The sequence below is a fragment of the Ideonella aquatica genome, assembly GCF_018069755.1.
Classification (GTDB): domain Bacteria; phylum Pseudomonadota; class Gammaproteobacteria; order Burkholderiales; family Burkholderiaceae_C; genus Ideonella; species Ideonella aquatica.
Map to the genome: position 1 here is coordinate 22,078 of NZ_JAGQDE010000032.1, position 17,014 is coordinate 39,091.

Genomic DNA, 17,014 nt, shown 5'->3' on the forward strand with positions numbered 1-17,014 from the left:
TCCCATGTCTATCTTCCGCACACTGAGCTCGAGCTGCCCCGCCTGTGGCGCGGCCGTCCCGACGGCAGTTGTCCTCAGCGTCAACGCCGATCGTCGTCCCGACCTGCGCGAGGCCATCCTCGACAACAGCTTCCAGATGCTGCGCTGCCCGGGCTGTGCCACCGAGTGGCGCCTGGAGCCGCAGTTCCACTACCTGGACCAGAAACGGCACACCTGGGTGGCCGCCTGGCCCCGCGAGCGACTGGCCGATTGGGAGGCGGCGGTCGACGAGTCGCGCCAGGCCTTCGATGAAGCCTTCGGTCCGGCGTCACCGGCGGGCGCGCAGGCGATCGGACGCGAACTGGCCTGGTGCGTCACCTTTGGCTGGCCTGCGCTGCGCGAAAAGGTGCTGCTGGCCGGCTCGGGGGTGGATGCGGTGCTGGTCGAGATGGTCAAGCTGGCCTTGATTCGTGCCGGCGGACCGACGCCGCTGATGTCGGCCGAGTTGCGGCTGCTGGCACTGGATGACAGCGAACTGGTCTTTGGCTGGCAGGACAACGACACCCAGGAGGTCGTGGGTTGGCGCCGCGCGCCGCGCGACTTGCTGAGCGAGATCGACGGCGACCCGGATTGGTCCGAGATGCGCCAACGCATCACCCAGAGCCCCTTTGTCGATGCCACCCGGCTGTTCATGCTGGCGGAGGCCTGACGATGACCCAACGTGATCCTGATCTCCGCAACGGGTGTCGTCGGCGAGACCTGCCAGCCCTGCTGGCGGGCCTGTCCGGACTCGCTGTCGCCTGGCCTACCCAAGGAGCTGCTGCCGTGTACGACCTTCCCCTGCTGCTGGTGGCCGAGCCCCTGGCGGTGCGCAATGAGCTGTCGATCAATGGATTCCCGCTGAGCTGGTTCGCGACGGTCGAGGCCCATTCCGGTGGCGAGTCCTCGGTGCTCGGACGCAAGCTGTCCCGGTATGCGGTGCTGCATCCCTATGCGCTGCGGCCGACCGGCAATGTGCTGCGCGCCGGGCTCGGCGCCGCCGCTGCGGCCTCCACCGTGGACCTGCAGGTGGCACTGATGCGCTTCTCGCCCGGTCAGCCGCGCGGCACGGTGTACCCGCTGAGCGAGCTGGGCCGTCTGCGGACCACGCTGAACGAAGGGGCTGCGGCACAACAGCTGGAGATGCGCTTTGATTGGCCCGGGCTGCCGGCCTGGGACTGGACCGAGGCCCCGCAGATCGACGACACCCCGGCCCGGCGCGACAGCCTGGGCGTGGCCATGCAGGGGGTGTGGGATGCGCTCTACCGCATGGGCAGCGGCAATGCGTCTGCGGATTGGCTGGCGGGCGCGCGGTCGAGCATGCGCGACTTCCTGCGCGCCAGTGCGCTGGGCGGGCGGCCCGCCTGGGCGCTGGACCGGGTGGTCGAGGTGGCCACCCGCCTGCAGTTGCCGGGCGACGAGAGTCCGGAGGACTTCATGCGCCGCCTGGAACGACCATCGGCCGGTCGGGACACCCGCGACGATGCACCGGCCCCCGGCCGTTTGCCCCAGCGACTGCCCAACGGACAGTGGCCGCCGCGCGTGGGCCTGCGTTATCTGTCGGCCTTTGAGGGCGCGAAGCTGCACACCCTGGCCCAGGGCCGCCTGGCGCGCCTGACCGATGCGCAGGGTCAGTCCTTGATCCAGTTCCGCAGCCACTACCCGGACGGCCCGCGCGGTCGCGCGGACACGGTGCGTCTGGCGGTGGATCCGCTGTTCCGGCTGAATGCGCGTCAGCAGTGGGAGCTGGCCGCGCTGTACCCGACCAGCCTGGCGTCGATCGTGATGACCGACGACTGGCCGCATCAGATGCTGGACATGCTGCCCTACTGACGGGCCTGAGCCGCCCGGTCCTGCGGGTGCGCAGGGCGGGTCGGCGATGGCCGGGACAGCCACGGCAGGGCCCGAAGGCCCTGCGTGTCACTTGCGGACGTGGTCCAGCGCCACCGGCGCCACGTAGCCCTGCTGGGCGGCGCGGGTCTCGTAGACCGCGGCCTGCGAGGGCTGGCCTTCGCGGCGGAAGAACAGCGCCAGCTCATACGAGGCGTTGTCGTTGCCCAGCTGCGAGGCCAGCTGCAGCCAGCCCACATAGCGGTGCGGGTCGGCCACCGCATGGGGGCTGCCCGGCTGGTAGCGGCGTGCCATGCGCAGTGCGGCGTCGGCATTGCCCAGCGCGGCCTGGCGAAGGTCCTGGCGCTCGCCCGGGTTGTTGCCCACCACGAACGCGCTGCGCTGCAGCAGCATCACGTTGGAGCGCAGCAGCTGGGCGGTCCAGGCGGCCTTGCGTCGCGTGTCCCAGGCGTCGGCGATGGCGTCGTCACGCTCCTCCACGGCCAGCAGGCGGTCGGCAATGCGCACGATGTCGGCCGGCCAGGTGGCGGTGTGCATCTGTTGGCGCAGGTCCTCACGCGGCACGGCGGCTTCATTGGCCAGCGCGCCGGTGGAACCGAATGCAATCAGCAGGGCCAGCAGCAGCCCGGTGGTCTTGTTCACGATCACCTCTTCGATGGAGCGAGCGATACCCCCATTTCGGTCGTCGGCACAGGAACTTGAGCGACCGGGGTCGCCCTGGCCTGGGGCGCAAGACCCTGCATGCCATCGGACTCAGCAGGCAGTTTGACCCGAGACAAGTGATTTGTCACGCACCGCTGCGTGATCGACACCACGATTGGCGGCGACGATCAGCGCACGATGTCCAGCCGGATCTCGGCGGCGCCGTAGCGGTTGCAGCTGCCCGAACTGCAGTTGCGGGCGCGGCCGATCAGCGGTGACACCGCGCCGGCTGCCTGCGACAGGCGTTGCAGCGTCGCCGCGTCGGTGGGCAGGCTCAGGTAGCCGCCATCCTCGCGGCCGCCCCACTGGTCGAAATCGCGCTGCTCCGGCGTGACGATCACCAGCAGGCGGGTCGGGCCTGGCGGGTCGCCTGCGGGGATCTGATCGTTGCCCGGCGGCAGACGCAGCGGCTTGCCGGCGACGACCGGGACGCTGCGGTGCAGGCTGTTGGGCAGCAGGCGGATCAGGCTGTTGTCGGGGCCCAGGGCCAGCACCGTGGCAAAGCCGTTCTGGGTGGCGCGCAGGCCAAAGACCAGGTCGTCGCGGTCGATCTTCAGCGTGGTCTTGGGCGCGCTGGCGTCGACCCGGAAGTCGGCCGGCGCCTCGCGCAGCACGCGGTCGAACTCGGCCCCGATGTCCAGGCCGGGCTGGGCCACCGGGGCTGGCGGAGCGGCCACCGGGGCAGGTTCGGGGGCGCTGGCGACACTCAACGGCGGCGGCGCGGGTGTGGCGACCGGTTCGGCGGGCGCAGCACTGGCCGCCGCGGTGGGCGCGGGTGCCGGTGCCGGCGAGCGGCCCAGGCTCAGGTAGCCCACCGTCCCCAACACGGCCAGTCCGGCCACGCCGGCCCCCACCCACAAGCCCATGCCGCGCTTGGCCGGCGCGGGGGCGGGTGCGCTGCTGCTGCCGGCCCGGCTGGGTGCCGGGCTGCTGGGCATCAGCGTGACAGCGGCGCCAAAGCTGCCGGCCTCGGCCAGGCCCAGGTCGGCCCGGAAGGCATCGATCGACGGCGTGCGCTGGTCGGGCAGCACGCCCAGGGCCTTGTCGATCGCGGTGAGAAAGGTCGCGCTGTACTGACCGGCATGGGTCTGCGCGATCGGCTTGTAGCTGTCGGTGACGATGCGGCTGACCGAGGGCGGCGGCGTGCCGCCAGTGATCGCGTAGTAGATCGACGCGGCCAGCGCGTAGACATCGGTCCAGGGGCCCTGCTTCAGGTCGGGCGACTCGGCGTACTGCTCGACCGGCGCGTAGCCGGGCTTCAGGATCACCGTCAGTGCCTGCGTCATGTCGCCGATCACGCGGCGCGCGGCGCCGAAGTCCAGCAGCAGCGGCCGTTCGCTGCCGGCCAGCAGGATCACGTTGTCGGGTGCGATGTCGCGGTGAAAGCAGTTCTCGCGGTGGATCACCGCCAGCGCCTCGGTCAGCGGCGCCAGCAGGTTCATCAGCCAGGCCTCGTCCGGGGCCGCGCCATGGTCGCGCAGCCAGTCCTTCAGCGTGATGCCCTCATAGAAGGGCATCACCATGTAGGCGGTGCCGTTGGCCTCCCAGAAGCGGTAGACCTTGACCAGCGAGGGGTGGTCGAACTGGGCCAGCAGCTTGGCTTCGTTGATGAAGCTCTTCATGCCGGCGGCAAAGGTGTCCTGGTGCCGCTGCGACTTGACCTGTACCTGGGTGGCGCCCACCCGCATCGCCAGCGACGAGGGCATGTACTCCTTCAGCGCCACCCGGCGCTCCAGCGAGTGGTCCCAGGCCAGGTAGACGATGCCGAAGCCGCCCTCGCCCAGCACGCCGGTGAGTTCGAACTCGCCCAGGTAGGTGCCGATCGGCAGGTTGCTGCCCCCGTCCTGCGGGGCGGCCGCCGGGCCGGCGGGCGGCGCCGGAGGGAGCGCAGGGGACGCGCCCACGGGGCGGATGACGGTGCGGTCGTCGTCGTCGGAAGGCAAGGTCATGGACGAGCGGGCAGTTGGGGGCGAGGGGCGGCGTGCCGATTGTCACGCTTCGGGCGCACAATCAACGCCCCGGCGCTGCGACGGGTGCTGACGTCCCCACTTTGCAGGGGGTGCGTCAACGCGGATTAGCGTTGGATTGTTTTAGCATTTCACAGTTGATCACAAATGCCCGCCTCGCGGGGCGGCAGCATCCCGAACTGGGGGTACCCGATGAAACAAGTTGCTCGCGGCGCGCAGCGGTCGCTGCTCGTGCTGGCCACACTGGCGGCAGCGGCCCTGACGCTGCCGGCCCAGGCGGCAGAGGGCAGCGTCGAGCTGGGCGCGGGGGTGCCGACCGTGAAGGACGTCGAACAGGGCCTGTTCCCCGATGACGTCTGCGAGGACCTCAAGGCCAGCGGATTCAAGTGCATGGGCTTCAAGCCGCCGGTGCGCTTCGTGCTGCCCACCACCTCGTTCCAGGTCGGCTCGGCCGCGCTGCCCGACGGCCTGAAGCGCCAGCTCGATGTCTTCGCCCAGGTGCTCAAGGGCAAGAGCGGCGCGGCGCGCGCCGTGCGCATCGAGGGCCATGCCGACGCCTCCGGCTCGCCCGAGGTCAACGAGGCCCTGTCCCAGCGCCGCGCCGAGGCGGCGCGCGACTACCTCGTCAGCAGGGGCGTGTCGCCCGATCTGCTCAAGCCAGTGGGCATGGGCAGCAAGGCGCTGGCTGTGGGCGACCAGCCGATGTCCCCGAAGAACCGCCGGGTCGAGATCGGGCGCGAGCAAGCGCCCCAGTCGCCCTGACCCTGCCCGGCCTGTCCCTGAACCCGTTTGCTTCCATGGTGATTCCGATGCGTGCTGCTGCCTCTCTCCTCCGCTGTGCTTCCGTGGTCCTGGCACTGGGCTGCGTCGGTGGCCAGGCGCTGGCTGCCGACGACGGTGTCGAGCTGGGCAACAAGGTGCCCAGCGCGAACGACATCGAGCAGGGCCTGTTCCCCGACGACGAGTGCGAACAACTCAAGGCCGCCGGCTTCAAGTGCATGGGCTTCAAGCCGCCGGTGCGCTTCTCGCTGCCTGCGGCCACCTTCAAGCTGGGCTCGGCCGAGCTGCCCGAGGTGCTGCGCCAGCAGCTCGACGCCTTCGCCAACGTGCTGCGCAACCGCCGCGCCACCGACCGCAAGGTGCGGGTGGAAGGCCACGCCGACGCCTCTGGCGACATGGCGGCCAACCTGGAGCTGTCGCAGCGCCGTGCCGACGCCGCCAAGCAGTACCTGGTCGACAAGGGCGTGAGCCCCGATCTGGTGATGGCCGTGGGCATGGGGGCGAAGCAGCTGAAGGACCCGCGCAACCCCAACGCGGCCGAGAACCGCCGGGTCGTCATCGGGCGCGAACAGCCCTGATCTCCCGGCCAGGGGGCAGCCTGGGCGGCTGCCCGTCCTCCGCGCGGCCTCAGTGCATCGCGTTCAGCACCGCCCAGGCCGACCAGCCGTAGAACAGCAGCGGCATCGCCACCAGCACGATCCGGTCGATCTTGAGCGCCAGCTGCTCGCGGCCGTTGACCTCGTACTTCAGCGCCACCGCCGAGATCATCAGGCTTGCGAAAATGAAGGCCAGCGCCACCATGTGCATGTGGTCGGCCAGTGTCATCACGCCGGAGTCGGGCACCGAGCCAGCCGCCACGAAGGCGCTGGCGGCCACCGCGAACAGCGAGCCCACGCCCATGCCAAAGCGGGCATCCAGGTCGGACGGCTTGACCATGAAGGCCACGAAGGCCACGGCGGTGGCCAGCAGCACCGTGCTCAGCAGCTTCAAGGCACTGCCAAAGGTCTGGCGGTCCAGGTCCAGCGCAAACGAGAAGCGTGAGAACGCCGAGCGCGCGTCCGTCGACAGCGACGGATCCCCGTAGTTGGAGTGGTAGGTCATGGTGCTGACCTGGGTGGCGAAGTTGCTGGCCAGCCAGCCGGCGATGGCCATCTCGTCGCCCAAGCGCGAGTTCGGCTGATCGGCCACGAAGACCATGTCATCGGCACCCAGGTTGGCATCCTCGATCGCGATCTTGATGCGGTGGCGGTCAAAGGGAAACTTCACCAGGTCCCAGGGCTCGTTGATCGTGGCGACGATGCGGGTGCTTGCGTAATGCTCGCCATTGACGACCTTCTCCACCACGCTGGAGCGGTCCTCGATCTTGCCGTTGACCAGCTCCAGGCTTTCCAGCGGCTTGTAGTCCTTCAGGCCCTCGGTGGGGCGCCAGCGGAACCAGACGAAGAAGTCGATGGTGTACTTGTTGGCCCTGAAGTCCAGGTCACGCACCTCCTTGACATAGCTGCCGATCATCACCGGCGATGGCGCCGCGTGGGCTGTCGATCCGAGCAGCAGCCCGGTGAGCAGGGCGAACAGGGCAAACCAACGCATGAATATCCTCCGTGTGTGTTGTCAGTGCGACTGATCAGCCGAGCGACTTCAGCAACGCTTCCAGATCCGGGTCCATCGCCGGTTCCTCGGTCGCGGGCTCGGCCGGCGTGTCCAGGCTGGCCAGCAGGGCGGCCAACTCGTCATCCACCGCGGCGGCCGTCTCCTCAGCGGCCGGCGCCTCGGCGGCCGTTGCCTCGGTGGCCGTGTCGCTGCGGGGGTCCTCGGGGGCGTCGGCCGGCTCATCGCTGGCCGTCTCCTCGGCGTGCATGGGTGCGCTGACCGACACCGTGCCGCCGCCACGGGCCTCGGGCGTCCAGTCGGTCTGGACCGGCGCCTTGCTGTGCACCGCACCGCGCGCCACCACCAGGCCCGAGCGGGGTGCCGACTGGGTGGCCAGACCGTCGCCATTGACCGCGGTGACGCCGGTCAAGCGCACCAGCGGCTGGCCCTTGAAGGCCATCAGGCCGTTGATGCCCACGTCGCGCAGCAGCGTGGCCACGGTGGTGCTGACCAGGCGCTCGGTGCAGGGCAGGGCGGTGGAGTCGCCGTCGTCGTCCAGGTAGTGGTGGAAGGGCAGGTCATTGATGGTGAGCTGCGCGCCGCGCACGCACAGCACGCACAGCGCCAGCAGTGCCGGGTGGCCCCACAGCATGCTGCGCAGGCCGCTCTGGCGTGTGAACTCCTCGTACGCGAAGCTGCTGATCGGCTCGCTCTTCTTGCCATAGGGGTGGCGCAGCAGGAAGCGCGGACCAAAGAGGCCCAGGAACGAGGCCTGGGGTGACTCGCGCAGGGCCTTCACCGTGTCGCGCACCAGGCGGTGCGGCGGCTCCTTGCGGTTGCTGAAGGCGGTGGTGTCGATCGCACTGAGGAAGGGCGCGCCAGCCGCCGCGCCCAGCATCGCGGCGCGGCCCAGCAGCTCCAGCTGCGGCGGCGTGGCCTCAAAGTGGTAGCAGCCCACGATGTAGCTGTAGCCGCCGTCCTCTTCCTGCGAGGGTGTGTCGACCAGCGCCTTGTACAGGCCGGACTCGCCCAGGTCGTCGTGGCTGCTCAGGTCGGCCGCGAACTCTTCGGCGCTGACATCGATCAGGTGTACCTGCAGCTGGTGGCTGGTCTCCAGCCGGCGCAGCAGGAAATCCACGCCGCGCCAGAGCGACTCCATGTTCTGGAAGTCGGGCTGGTGCAGCACGGCAGTCATCGCGTCGCTGAGTGCCGCATCCACGGCGGCCAGCAGCTTGGCTTTGTCGGGGCTGTCGGCTGGCGTGATGAAGGGCCCGATGATCCGCCGCAGCAGGCCATCGACCGCGGTGTCGGCCTCCTGGGCCCGCGAGGCGCGGCCGGTGAGCCGGGCGAAGTCGTCCAGCGTGCCGCCGGCCGACAGCGCTGCGCCCTGCGCACGCGAGTGCCGGCTGACCACCGAGGCCTTGCGCAGCGCCTCATCGCCCCAGGACTGCACCTCGGCGGCGGCCTTGGCGAAGGTGGCCGGGGTGTTCAGGCGCCGACGCAGGTCGGACAGCGCCGAGAAGACCTCGACGTTCTGGTAGAGCTCATCGGGGTGGAAGGATTCGGTGTCGGTGATCGGCACCTCGACCGCCGCGCCTTCGGCGCCGATCGGCAGCGTCAGCGACAGGCCGAGGCGGGCGATGGCGTCCTCCAGCGTGTCGAATTCGACCTTCAGCGGCTTGCGCCGGCCCAGCGTGTCCGAGTCGTCCAGGCGGCCTGAGAGCGCGCCGCCGCCGAAGTCGCCCAGCAGGGCCACGCGCAGCGGGCGTTTGGCGGCCCAGGTGGGGGGCTGGGTGGTGAGGTGGCCGAAATTCGGTTGCCAAGTGTCATTGCTCATTCGGTACCTGCTCCTGGGTCACAGCGCATCGGGGCAGCGGAAGCCGCTCATCTCGCGCATCCGCAGCGGATTGATCGCGCTGCCCGAGATCACTTCCATCCGCACTTTCTTGCCATCCACGGTCATCAGCACCGCAAACTTCTCGGGCTGCGGCGAGGGCTGGATCTCGAACTGGTTGAACAGTCGGAACAGCGCCCACGGGCCCTCGAACAGCTGCGGCGTGCTGCCGGCGCCGCTGCTGAGCTTGATCTGCGAGGCCACCTTGGTGCTGGGCCAGGTGATGGTCTGCGCGGCGGTGTTGCCGGCGGCGAACTTGAAGACCTGGCCGTCGATGTCGAGGTCCACTTCCTTCAGGCCCTCGGCCATCTCCACCACGCGCACGTCCACCTTGAAGCCGGGCTGCTTGCCGCCAGCGCGGAAGAAGGCCTCGCGGATCTTGGACGCACGCTGGAAGTCGGCCAGCGCGGCGCCGCCGGGCGGGCGGGTGCCGTCGGTCAGTGGCTTGAAGGTCCAGGGCGTGACGCCGGTGTCGACCAGCGTGGCCAGTCGGCGGTTGTAGAAGTCATCCAGCTGGCCGCCCACGCCGAACATCTGGCCGAAATCATCCGGCAGCACGTCGGACTTGGAGCCCGGCGCGAACGGGAAGCGGCCGGCGATGGTGCGCTGGCACTGCTCGGCGATCGGCTTGAGCTCGGCGCTCAGGCCCTGGCGCTCGGCGTTGCGGCTTTGTGCGGCACCGGCGCTGCCCAGGGCCTCGAGGATGGACTTGATCGGCTCGGGCTGCAGGCCGGCCGCGGCCTTGGCGGCGTCGCTGCCACCGCCGCCACCGCCCGCGGGCGGGGCGCTCTTGCTCTTCTGGGCGGCGGACACCGCATTGAGCTGCACATAGACCTCGTTGAAGAGCTTGCCCACCTCCTCGATCGGCGCGGGCTGGCCCTCCAGCAGACGGTGGATGTGGGCGAAGTGGTCGTCGACCATCTGCTCCAGCGGCGCGCCATCGGCCTTGGCCGCGGGATCCGGCGCCTTGCCCACCAGCGCCGCCATGTCCTCCTTGGCCTTGCCGGCCTTGCTGAGCAGGCCGCCGGCCACGCTGTCGGCGCGGGCCTCCTGCCTGGCCTTGACCACGGCGCCCAGCTGCGTCTCGCGCGTGACGGCGCGGATCCAGGCCATCAGCGGTGAGTCCGGCGCGGCCAGCACACGGGCCACGGCCACGCTGCGGTCGATGCCGTCCAGGCGCACCAGGCGCACATCGGCCAGGTAGGTATCCCAGACCTTGATGTACTCCTGCAGGTAGAGGCGGCGGATCTTGGCGTCCAGCTCATTGCCGGCCAGCATGTTCTTGGCGGCATCCTTGACGCCACCCGGTGCCGACGGCGTGCCCAGCACCCATTCCTGCTCGGCAGCCAGCGTGGGCGTGACCTTGGCCACGGCCTTGGTGAAGCCCTTGAAGTAGCCGTCCTTGGTGAACAGGCCCGGCACGCCCTTGGTGATCGGCTGACCGCTGGCGCGCTCGAAGACCTGGGCCGAGTTGGGGCCGCCCGCGGCAGCGATCGAGATCTCGGGGAAGTCGCTGCCGGCGCCGGCGCGGCGCAGGCGGCTGAAGATGCGGTACTCCAGCGGGTAGGCCACCAGCATCTCGCGCACATTGGCCACCAGGGTCTTGTCCATCGGCGCGATGGCCTGCGGCGCGCCCTGTCCCAGCGCATTGGCCAGGTGCACGCCCAGCGCGGCGCGCTTCTCGTCGTTCAGTGTGCCGGCCAGGTTGGCGTCCCAGTCCAGCGTGACCCAGGCGTGCAGCGACTCGGCGTCGAAGTGCTCGGGCGTGTAGAGCATCACGTAGGCCTTGAGGGCCTCGTAGGCCAGCTCCAGGTTGTCGCGGTTGGCGGCGCGCAGCCGCTCTTCCAGACGGCGCACCACGCGCGGCAGCAGCGCATGGTCCAGCAGGTGGCGGTAGCCGGTGTCGGCGCCGGCCTGCAGGTAGCGGCCCTGGTACAGGCCCAGGCCGTTGAGCAGGGGCACCTTGTCGTGCTCGAAGCCGGCCGGCCGCGCGGCCTGGTTCAGCAGGTCCAGCACCGCGGGCAGGGTGCCGAAGTCGCTGCTGGCGCTGGGCACCACGGTGTCGACCGCGGCCTTCAGCTCCGGCAGCTTGCCCTCGACCTCGGCCACATAGGCCTGGTTGCGCCACAGGCTGACCACCCAGCCGGCCAGCAGCGCCACCGAGGTGATGCCCAGCACCCCAAAGCCCGCCAGGCGCAGGCGGCGACGGCTGGCGGCGACCTGCTTGTTCTCGCCGGCCAGGCCCTGCTCGACAAAGATCACGTCCTTCAGCAGGCGCGCCAGGAAGAAGCTCTTGCCGCGCGACGAGGCGATCCCCGCCGCCTTCTGGTCCACGCCAAAGGTGCGCGCCAGCGTGCCCAGCACGCGGTCGATCGGCGAGCCCTCCTGCGTGCCGCTGGTGAAGTAGACGCCGCGCAGCAGGGCGCGCTCCTCCAGGCTGCCGCCGCCGTCGAAGACCTGCTCCAGGAAGCCGCCCAGCAGGCCCTTCAAGCCGCCGAACTGCTGCGGGAAGGTGAAGACCGCAGCGCGCTTCATCAGGTCACGCTCGGCCTGCAGGGCATCGAGCAGGCGGTCGCGCAGGCGCTTTTCCAGGGCCGCGAACTCGGCCGGGAAGGACTGCATCGGGTTGTCCAGGCCGCGCGGGTCGTGCGGGAAGCTGAAGCCCCAGACCTGGTCGCGCTCTTCCTTGTTGAACTCGCCGAAGCTCTCGTTGAAGCCGGCAATCAGGTCGGTCTTGGTGACCATCACATAGACCGGCGGGCGGATGCCCAGGCGCTGGTGCAGCTCCTGCAGCCGGGTGCGCAGGCGCGCGGCGTGGTCCTTGCGGTCGGCCGGGCTTTGCTGCAGCAGGTCCTGCACGTTGACGGTGAGGATCACACCATTGATCGGCCGGCGCGGGCGCGACTTCTTCAGCAGCGCCAGGAAGTTCTCCCAGGCCGAGGCGTCGACCTTCTCGTCGGACTTCTGCAGCGTGTAGCGGCCGGCGGTGTCGATCAGCACCGCCTCGTCGGTGAACCACCAGTCGCAGTTGCGGGTACCGCCGACGCCCTTGATGGCGCCCTGGCCCATCTTGCCGGCCAGCGGAAAGGTCAGGCCGGCGTTGAGCAGCGCGGTGGTCTTGCCCGAGCCGGGGGCGCCGATGAAGATGTACCAGGGGCGGTCATACAGGTAGCCGCCGCGGTTCAGGAAGGAGCGCTTGCCGCTTTGCCGGGCGCTGTCCTCCAGCGTGGCCAGGGCTTCGGTGAAGCGCTTGTCGAGCTGCTCGGCCTCGCGGTCGCTGGCCGACGGGCCGCCCTGCAAGCCGCGCACCATGGCCGTGCTGTTGCGCCGGCGGCGCCAGGCGCGCAGGCCCATGATCAGGCCGATGAACAGCGCCAGCCCGGCGATCGCCCACAGGCGTGCGCCAGTGCCGTCCAGCGGGTGCTCGTCGTTCCAGGACAGGACCGGGCCTACCCACCACACCAGCGCGGCCAGGGCCAGGAAGCCGTAGAGCACCAGCAGCAGCGGGTGCAGGAGGATCTGCAGAACTTTTTTCATGCGCTTGTCTTCGACGTGCGTTCCGGGGCGCTCACGAGGCGTTCTGGGCCACGAACAGGGTCACCACCACGCGGCGGTTGCGCGCGCGGCCGGCGGGCGAGCCGTTGTCGGCCACCGGCTCGGCATCGGCACGGCCCTCGGCCTTCAGGCGGGCCAGCGGCACGCTCTGGCCCAGGTCCTGGCGCACCGCCTCGGCGCGGTCTTGCGACAGGTGCCAGTTCGACGGGTAGCGCAGCGTGCGGATCGGCTGGTTGTCGGTGTGGCCGGTGATCAGCACCTGGCCCGGGGTCTCGGACAGGGCCTTGGCGATGCGGCCCAGCAGCGGGCGCACGCTGTCGGAGATCTGCGCGCTGCCGGGCTCGAAGAAGCCGTCGCCGCGGATCGTCACCACCGAGCGGTCGGCCAGGTCCTGCACGCTGACCAGGCCGGCGTCGATCTCGGCCTTCAGGAAGGTGGCCAGGCGCGGCTTGGGTGCCGGCGGCGGCGGCGGCGGTGCCTGGATGGTGGCGGCCTTGACGTCCAGCGCCGCCAGTGCGCTGAACACCGGGTCGGCCTTGTCGGCCAGGCGCAGGCGCAGGCCCAGGAAGACCATGGCCAGCACCAGCGCGGTGACCGAGGCGATGACCCACATCGGCAGACCGTCGGTCAGGCGCTCGCCCTCGGTGGGCACGCCCTGCCAGCGCGGCGACAGCGTGCGCTCCTGCGCGGGCTTGCCCTGGCGCAGCATCTGGGCCAGGCGGTCGCGCACGCTGTCGAGCTGGGCGCGGCCGTTGTCAAGCACGCGGTAGCGGCCCTCGAAGCCGAAGCTCAGCACCACGTACAACAGCTCCAGCAGGTTGCGGTTGGCATCCACCTTCTCGGCCAGCTTGGACATCAGCTGGAAGACCTTTTCGCCACCCCAGGTCTCGTTGTGGAACTGCACCAGCAGGCTTTGCGCCGACCACACGCCCGAGCCGCCCCAGGGCGTGCTGGCGGCCATCTCATCGAGCAGGGTGCACAGGATGTAGCGCGCAGCGATGACCTGCTCGTTGGGCAGGCCCTGGGCGCGGGCCTGGGTCTCGAACTTGCGGATGCCGTCGGCCAGCGATTCCTTCAGCCCCGCCGGGTTGGGGTGGCGTGCGGTGGTGCGCACGCGCGGCGCGGCGGCCAGCAGCGGCACGGCCGCGGCCACCAGCGGGTTCAGGCTGGCGGTCATCAGCGCGTCCATCGCCATCGGCGCGTCGCGGCCGCCAGCGGCGGTGGTGGCGGCGGCTGGGGCCGGCGCGGCCGGGTCAGCGGGCGTGCCCGGTCGGGCGCCACGCCCGGCGGCGGGCTTGATCACCGTGCGGTCGGAGCCGAAGGCGGCAAACGGATCGTCCTGGTCGCTCATGGTGTTGTCTCGCGTCGGCGTGGCGGGGGATCAGCGGCTCAGCCGCGCACCGCCCAGAATTCGAGTTCGAGGCCGGGGAACTCGCCCGCGATGTGCAGGGCCAGTCCACCGGAGGATTCCAGCTGCTTCCACAGCTCGTTGCCGCGGGTCTCCAGCTCGAAGTAGTTGAAGCCGGCGTGGTAGGGGATCTGGCGCGGCGCCACTGGCATCGGCCGCAGTGTCACGCCGGGCAGCTGCAGGTTGACCAGGTCGCGGATGCGCTCGACCGGGCCGATCTTGACCTGCGTGGGGAAGCGCGCGCGCAGCGCATCGCCGGGCAACTGGGCGCCCACGGCCAGCACGAACTGCGCGCTGCGCTGCAGCTCAATGTCGGCAATGATGGCCACCCGCACGCCATAGGCGCGCTCCTGCAGCTCGATCGAGATGGCGTTCTGCTCCAGCACCATCGACAGCGACTGGCGCAGTGCGTCCATCAGCGGCTTGAAGCAGCGCTGCGGGTCGTCGTGCAGGTAGGCTGGCAGCGGCGGCGGGCGGCGGCGCTCGCCAAAGGTGGACAGATCACCGGCCAGCGAGCAGGCGCTGAAGTACAGCTCGCGCGGGTGCAGCACCGAGCATTGGCGCATCTGCGCCAGCAGCGGCTCGTGGCGGTTCACGGCCTCGAGCAGCAGGAAGTCGGCGATCTCGCCGACGCCCGCGCGGCCGGGCTGGGCCAGGCGCGCGGCCAGCGCCTCGCCGCGTTGGTGCAGGAGGCCGTGCAGCTCGCGCAGGTACCCGGCCAGCAGGTCGTTGCCGCCGGCGTTCAGCGTCGGCGGGATGAACTGGGTATCGAGGATGACCTTGTTGTCGGCGCGCCGCTCGACGATGCGGCACAGGCCCAGCGTGGCGTGGCCTTCGGCGGCGTCGCGGGCCAGCATCAGGCGCAGATTGACGCGGCCGATCTGCAGCGGCGCGGTGCGCTCGCCGGTGGCATTGCTGTCGCCCACATCGACCTCGGTGGCCAGGAAGCGTGGCGGCATGGTCGAGGTTTCGCCCTCGGCGTCGGTCTCGGCCACGCCGGGGCGGGGCAGGGTGAGCGCCAGCACCACCAGTTCGTCGCGCGCATCGGCGGGTACGTCCAGCGCGGCCGGGGCGGCGTCCTGGCCGGGGATTTCGAAGGCCTGACCGTCGGGCATCAGGCCCACCGCGGCGTTGATCGCGATCTTGCCCAGGTTCAGCGCTGCGTGGTCCAGCTGCAGCGACACGAAGCCCCAGCTGTAGGCCAGCAGGGCGCTCTGGCGCGCATGGTCCTGGGCCGAAAGGTAGCGGTCGTGCTGCTGGAAATGCTGCGGCTGGAGGAACATGCCCTCGGCCCAGATCACTTTGTTTTGCCAGGTCATGGATGCGTTGTGTTCAGGGAATGTCGTGGGTGAACTGGCCCGGCGTGCTGAAGGTGATCACGCCGCCCCACATGCAGTTCAGGGTGCAGGTGTTGTCGATCGCCGGGATGTTGCCCAGCAGCACGGTGGGCACGCCGGGCGTCCAGGGCGCCGGGAACACCGGCACGCAGGGCATGGGGGTGAGCACGCCCATGGCCGCCGAGGTGGCCGACGCGACCGTGGGGTTGGACAGGGACGTGCACATCCCGAACGGCGGGATGTTCATGAAGGGCACGTTGTCGGTGATGACGCCGCAGACCAGGTTGCTGCTCATCACCATGCGCGGCGTGGCATTGAAGGTGGAAGGCGCCAGCCCGAAGGGGCAGGTCATCATCGCGCTGGTGGTCACTTGCTGAGGCATCTGGGGGCTCCTTCAGGCCATCGGGTTGCCGACCCAGACGGCGATGCCGCTGAAGTTGTCGTGCCGCGGCTTGCCGGTGCTGCGCGCATGTGTCAGCACCGATTGTTCCAGCCGGGCCAGCCAGTCGGCCGGGTCGTTGGAGCGCGCCAGGCTGGCGCTCATCTCGGCCTCGTCCACATGCTCCCACAGGCCGTCGGTACACAGCAGGAAGACGTCGCCCTCGCGCAGCACCCAGGGCCGCGAGGCGGTGGAGACCTTCAGGTGCTCGGTGGGCGTGCCCAGGGCCGACAGCAGCTCGCTGCGCTGGGGGTGGGTGCGCATCTGGTCGGGGCTCAGCAGCCCGGCCTCGACCAGCGACTGCACCACGCTGTGGTCGCGCGTGTGGGCCAGCATCTGGCCGCCGCGGAACAGGTACAGGCGCGAGTCGCCGGCATGGCCCCACAGCGCGGTACCCGAGGACAGATCGATGAACAGCGCCACCACGGTGGAGTGCATGTCCTTCTGCGCCGGGTCATCGTCGCGGTGGCTGAGCACCGAGGCGTTGGTGTCGAGCAGCAGATCGTGGACCTCATCGGGCGCGTGCAGCGGCGCGGCCGAGGCCTGCTCGATGATGTGGCGCACCGCCAGGCGTGCAGCGACATCGCCGCCGCCGTGGCCGCCGGCGCCGTCGGCCACCACGCAGCACAGGTACTGCTCGGAGTGCCAGTGGCCGCAGGCGTCCTCGTTGTAGTCGCGCCCGCCCACCCGTGACAGGATGGACAGCTCGATGGCCGGCAGGTCGCCCAGGCCGAAGACCGAATCGGCAAACGGTGCGTCGTCGCTCATCCTCGGCCCCGCGACTGCAGCTGGTCGATGTGTTCCTCGTAGGCCTTCAGGAAGGCCTTGCCGAAGACGGTGTGGAAGTCGTCCTGCGCCTCGCTGCGGATCTGCGTGTAGAGCTCGTTGAAGCTCTCCCACAGGCGCGCCTTGCGCGCTGCCGGCAGGATGGCCTGCAGCGCACTGCGCTGGGTCAGTGTGCCTTCCAGGCGCGCGGGGTCGAAGCGCTCGAGCACGCCCTCGAGCGCGGCGCGCATGCCGGCGACGAAACCGTATTGGTGGGCGCGCAGGTCGTCGTAGGCGTCACGCATGGCCGGGGCGGCGGGCATGAAGCCGCGCGTGGGCGGCGCCAGCAGGTGGCCCAGCGCGGCCTCGGCGCTGGGCGAGAACTTCAGCGGGTTGTTTTCCTTGGCCACGATCATGGTGGACTCGGCGCGGATCTCGCGCTTGAGCGCGGCGCGTGCCACCAGCAGGTCGACGGTGCCGGCGGCGGATTCACGCAGCAGCTCGCCGATCAGCTTCATCAGCGCCGGGGTCAGGGCCTCGACCTGCACCGTGGGCGTGGCCAGGCCTTCGCGGAAGGCGGCCAGCAGGGCCTGCACCGCGGCGGCATCGGCCGCACCCGACGCCGCAGGCGCGGCCCCGGCCGCACCCGACGCCGCAGGCGCGGCCCCGGCCGCACCGAGCGGCGGCGCGACCGGGGCCGCTGGGGCG

At 70.4% G+C, this 17,014-nt stretch carries 14 protein-coding genes; 4 read left to right on the forward strand and 10 right to left on the reverse strand.

What is annotated here, in order from left to right; all coding sequences use genetic code 11:
• The first annotated feature begins 4 nt into the window (after positions 1–4).
• Both KAK06_RS21700 and KAK06_RS21705 read left to right on the forward strand, forming a co-directional pair.
• Positions 5–688, forward strand: a complete 684-nt coding sequence (locus KAK06_RS21700) for a CpXC domain-containing protein (RefSeq protein WP_210804259.1) — start codon at positions 5–7, stop codon at positions 686–688.
• A 116-nt stretch (positions 689–804) separates the two neighbouring features.
• A complete protein-coding gene (locus KAK06_RS21705; protein ID WP_210804260.1) occupies positions 805–1,851 on the forward strand; it encodes a hypothetical protein in 1,047 nt (348 codons plus the stop codon).
• Between the two features lie 87 nt (positions 1,852–1,938).
• Here KAK06_RS21705 and KAK06_RS21710 read toward each other — a convergent pair whose 3' ends face one another.
• Both KAK06_RS21710 and KAK06_RS21715 read right to left on the reverse strand, forming a co-directional pair.
• The gene (locus KAK06_RS21710; RefSeq protein ID WP_210804261.1) at positions 1,939–2,511 is read right to left on the reverse strand and encodes an SEL1-like repeat protein; all 573 of its coding nucleotides are present in this window, start codon (positions 2,509–2,511) and stop codon (positions 1,939–1,941) included.
• Positions 2,512–2,699: 188 nt separating this feature from the next.
• Positions 2,700–4,520, reverse strand: coding sequence for a serine/threonine protein kinase (locus KAK06_RS21715; RefSeq protein ID WP_210804262.1), 1,821 nt, complete (start codon positions 4,518–4,520; stop codon positions 2,700–2,702).
• A 210-nt stretch (positions 4,521–4,730) separates the two neighbouring features.
• Between KAK06_RS21715 and KAK06_RS21720 the strand changes: the two genes are divergently transcribed.
• Together KAK06_RS21720 and KAK06_RS21725 are read left to right on the forward strand one after the other, a co-directional pair.
• On the forward strand, positions 4,731–5,300 hold the full coding sequence (locus KAK06_RS21720; protein ID WP_210804263.1) for an OmpA family protein: 570 nt from the start codon (positions 4,731–4,733) through the stop codon (positions 5,298–5,300).
• Positions 5,301–5,383: 83 nt separating this feature from the next.
• Positions 5,384–5,896, forward strand: a complete 513-nt coding sequence (locus KAK06_RS21725; RefSeq protein WP_210804264.1) for an OmpA family protein — start codon at positions 5,384–5,386, stop codon at positions 5,894–5,896.
• A gap of 49 nt (positions 5,897–5,945) precedes the next feature.
• Here the strand turns inward: KAK06_RS21725 and KAK06_RS21730 are convergent, their stop codons facing one another.
• The 8 genes from KAK06_RS21730 to tagH all read right to left on the reverse strand — a co-directional run.
• Entirely contained in the window at positions 5,946–6,908 is a 963-nt protein-coding gene (locus KAK06_RS21730) for a ligand-gated ion channel (protein ID WP_210804265.1), read from the reverse strand.
• A 34-nt stretch (positions 6,909–6,942) separates the two neighbouring features.
• Complete coding sequence (locus KAK06_RS21735; RefSeq protein ID WP_210804266.1) at positions 6,943–8,745, reverse strand: type VI secretion system contractile sheath domain-containing protein; 1,803 nt, start codon at positions 8,743–8,745, stop codon at positions 6,943–6,945.
• Positions 8,746–8,763: 18 nt separating this feature from the next.
• Positions 8,764–12,339, reverse strand: coding sequence for a type VI secretion system membrane subunit TssM (gene tssM / locus KAK06_RS21740; protein ID WP_210804267.1), 3,576 nt, complete (start codon positions 12,337–12,339; stop codon positions 8,764–8,766).
• 31 nt (positions 12,340–12,370) lie between these two features.
• A complete protein-coding gene (locus KAK06_RS21745; protein WP_210804268.1) occupies positions 12,371–13,708 on the reverse strand; it encodes a DotU family type VI secretion system protein in 1,338 nt (445 codons plus the stop codon).
• 38 nt (positions 13,709–13,746) lie between these two features.
• Complete coding sequence (gene tssK / locus KAK06_RS21750; RefSeq protein WP_210804269.1) at positions 13,747–15,084, reverse strand: type VI secretion system baseplate subunit TssK; 1,338 nt, start codon at positions 15,082–15,084, stop codon at positions 13,747–13,749.
• A gap of 13 nt (positions 15,085–15,097) precedes the next feature.
• Entirely contained in the window at positions 15,098–15,484 is a 387-nt protein-coding gene (locus tag KAK06_RS21755) for a DUF4280 domain-containing protein (RefSeq protein ID WP_210804270.1), read from the reverse strand.
• A gap of 12 nt (positions 15,485–15,496) precedes the next feature.
• On the reverse strand, positions 15,497–16,309 hold the full coding sequence (locus tag KAK06_RS21760) for a PP2C family protein-serine/threonine phosphatase (protein WP_210804271.1): 813 nt from the start codon (positions 16,307–16,309) through the stop codon (positions 15,497–15,499).
• Positions 16,306–17,014, reverse strand: a 709-nt coding sequence (gene tagH / locus KAK06_RS21765; RefSeq protein WP_210804272.1) for a type VI secretion system-associated FHA domain protein TagH, incomplete at its 5' end; no start/stop codon positions are given. The genes tagH and KAK06_RS21760, both read right to left, overlap by 4 nt.

Bases quoted from the DNA above. Each gene is read 5' to 3' on its own strand.
- KAK06_RS21700 (WP_210804259.1), top strand. From the start codon at position 5: ATGTCTATCTTCCGCACACTGAGCTCGAGCTGCCCCGCCTGTGGCGCG.
- KAK06_RS21715 (WP_210804262.1), bottom strand. From the start codon at position 4,520: ATGACCTTGCCTTCCGACGACGACGACCGCACCGTCATCCGCCCCGTG.
- KAK06_RS21720 (WP_210804263.1), top strand. From the start codon at position 4,731: ATGAAACAAGTTGCTCGCGGCGCGCAGCGGTCGCTGCTCGTGCTGGCC.
- KAK06_RS21730 (WP_210804265.1), bottom strand. From the start codon at position 6,908: ATGCGTTGGTTTGCCCTGTTCGCCCTGCTCACCGGGCTGCTGCTCGGA.
- KAK06_RS21735 (WP_210804266.1), bottom strand. From the start codon at position 8,745: ATGAGCAATGACACTTGGCAACCGAATTTCGGCCACCTCACCACCCAG.
- tssM (WP_210804267.1), bottom strand. From the start codon at position 12,339: ATGAAAAAAGTTCTGCAGATCCTCCTGCACCCGCTGCTGCTGGTGCTC.
- KAK06_RS21745 (WP_210804268.1), bottom strand. From the start codon at position 13,708: ATGAGCGACCAGGACGATCCGTTTGCCGCCTTCGGCTCCGACCGCACG.
- tssK (WP_210804269.1), bottom strand. From the start codon at position 15,084: ATGACCTGGCAAAACAAAGTGATCTGGGCCGAGGGCATGTTCCTCCAG.
- KAK06_RS21755 (WP_210804270.1), bottom strand. From the start codon at position 15,484: ATGCCTCAGCAAGTGACCACCAGCGCGATGATGACCTGCCCCTTCGGG.
- KAK06_RS21760 (WP_210804271.1), bottom strand. From the start codon at position 16,309: ATGAGCGACGACGCACCGTTTGCCGATTCGGTCTTCGGCCTGGGCGAC.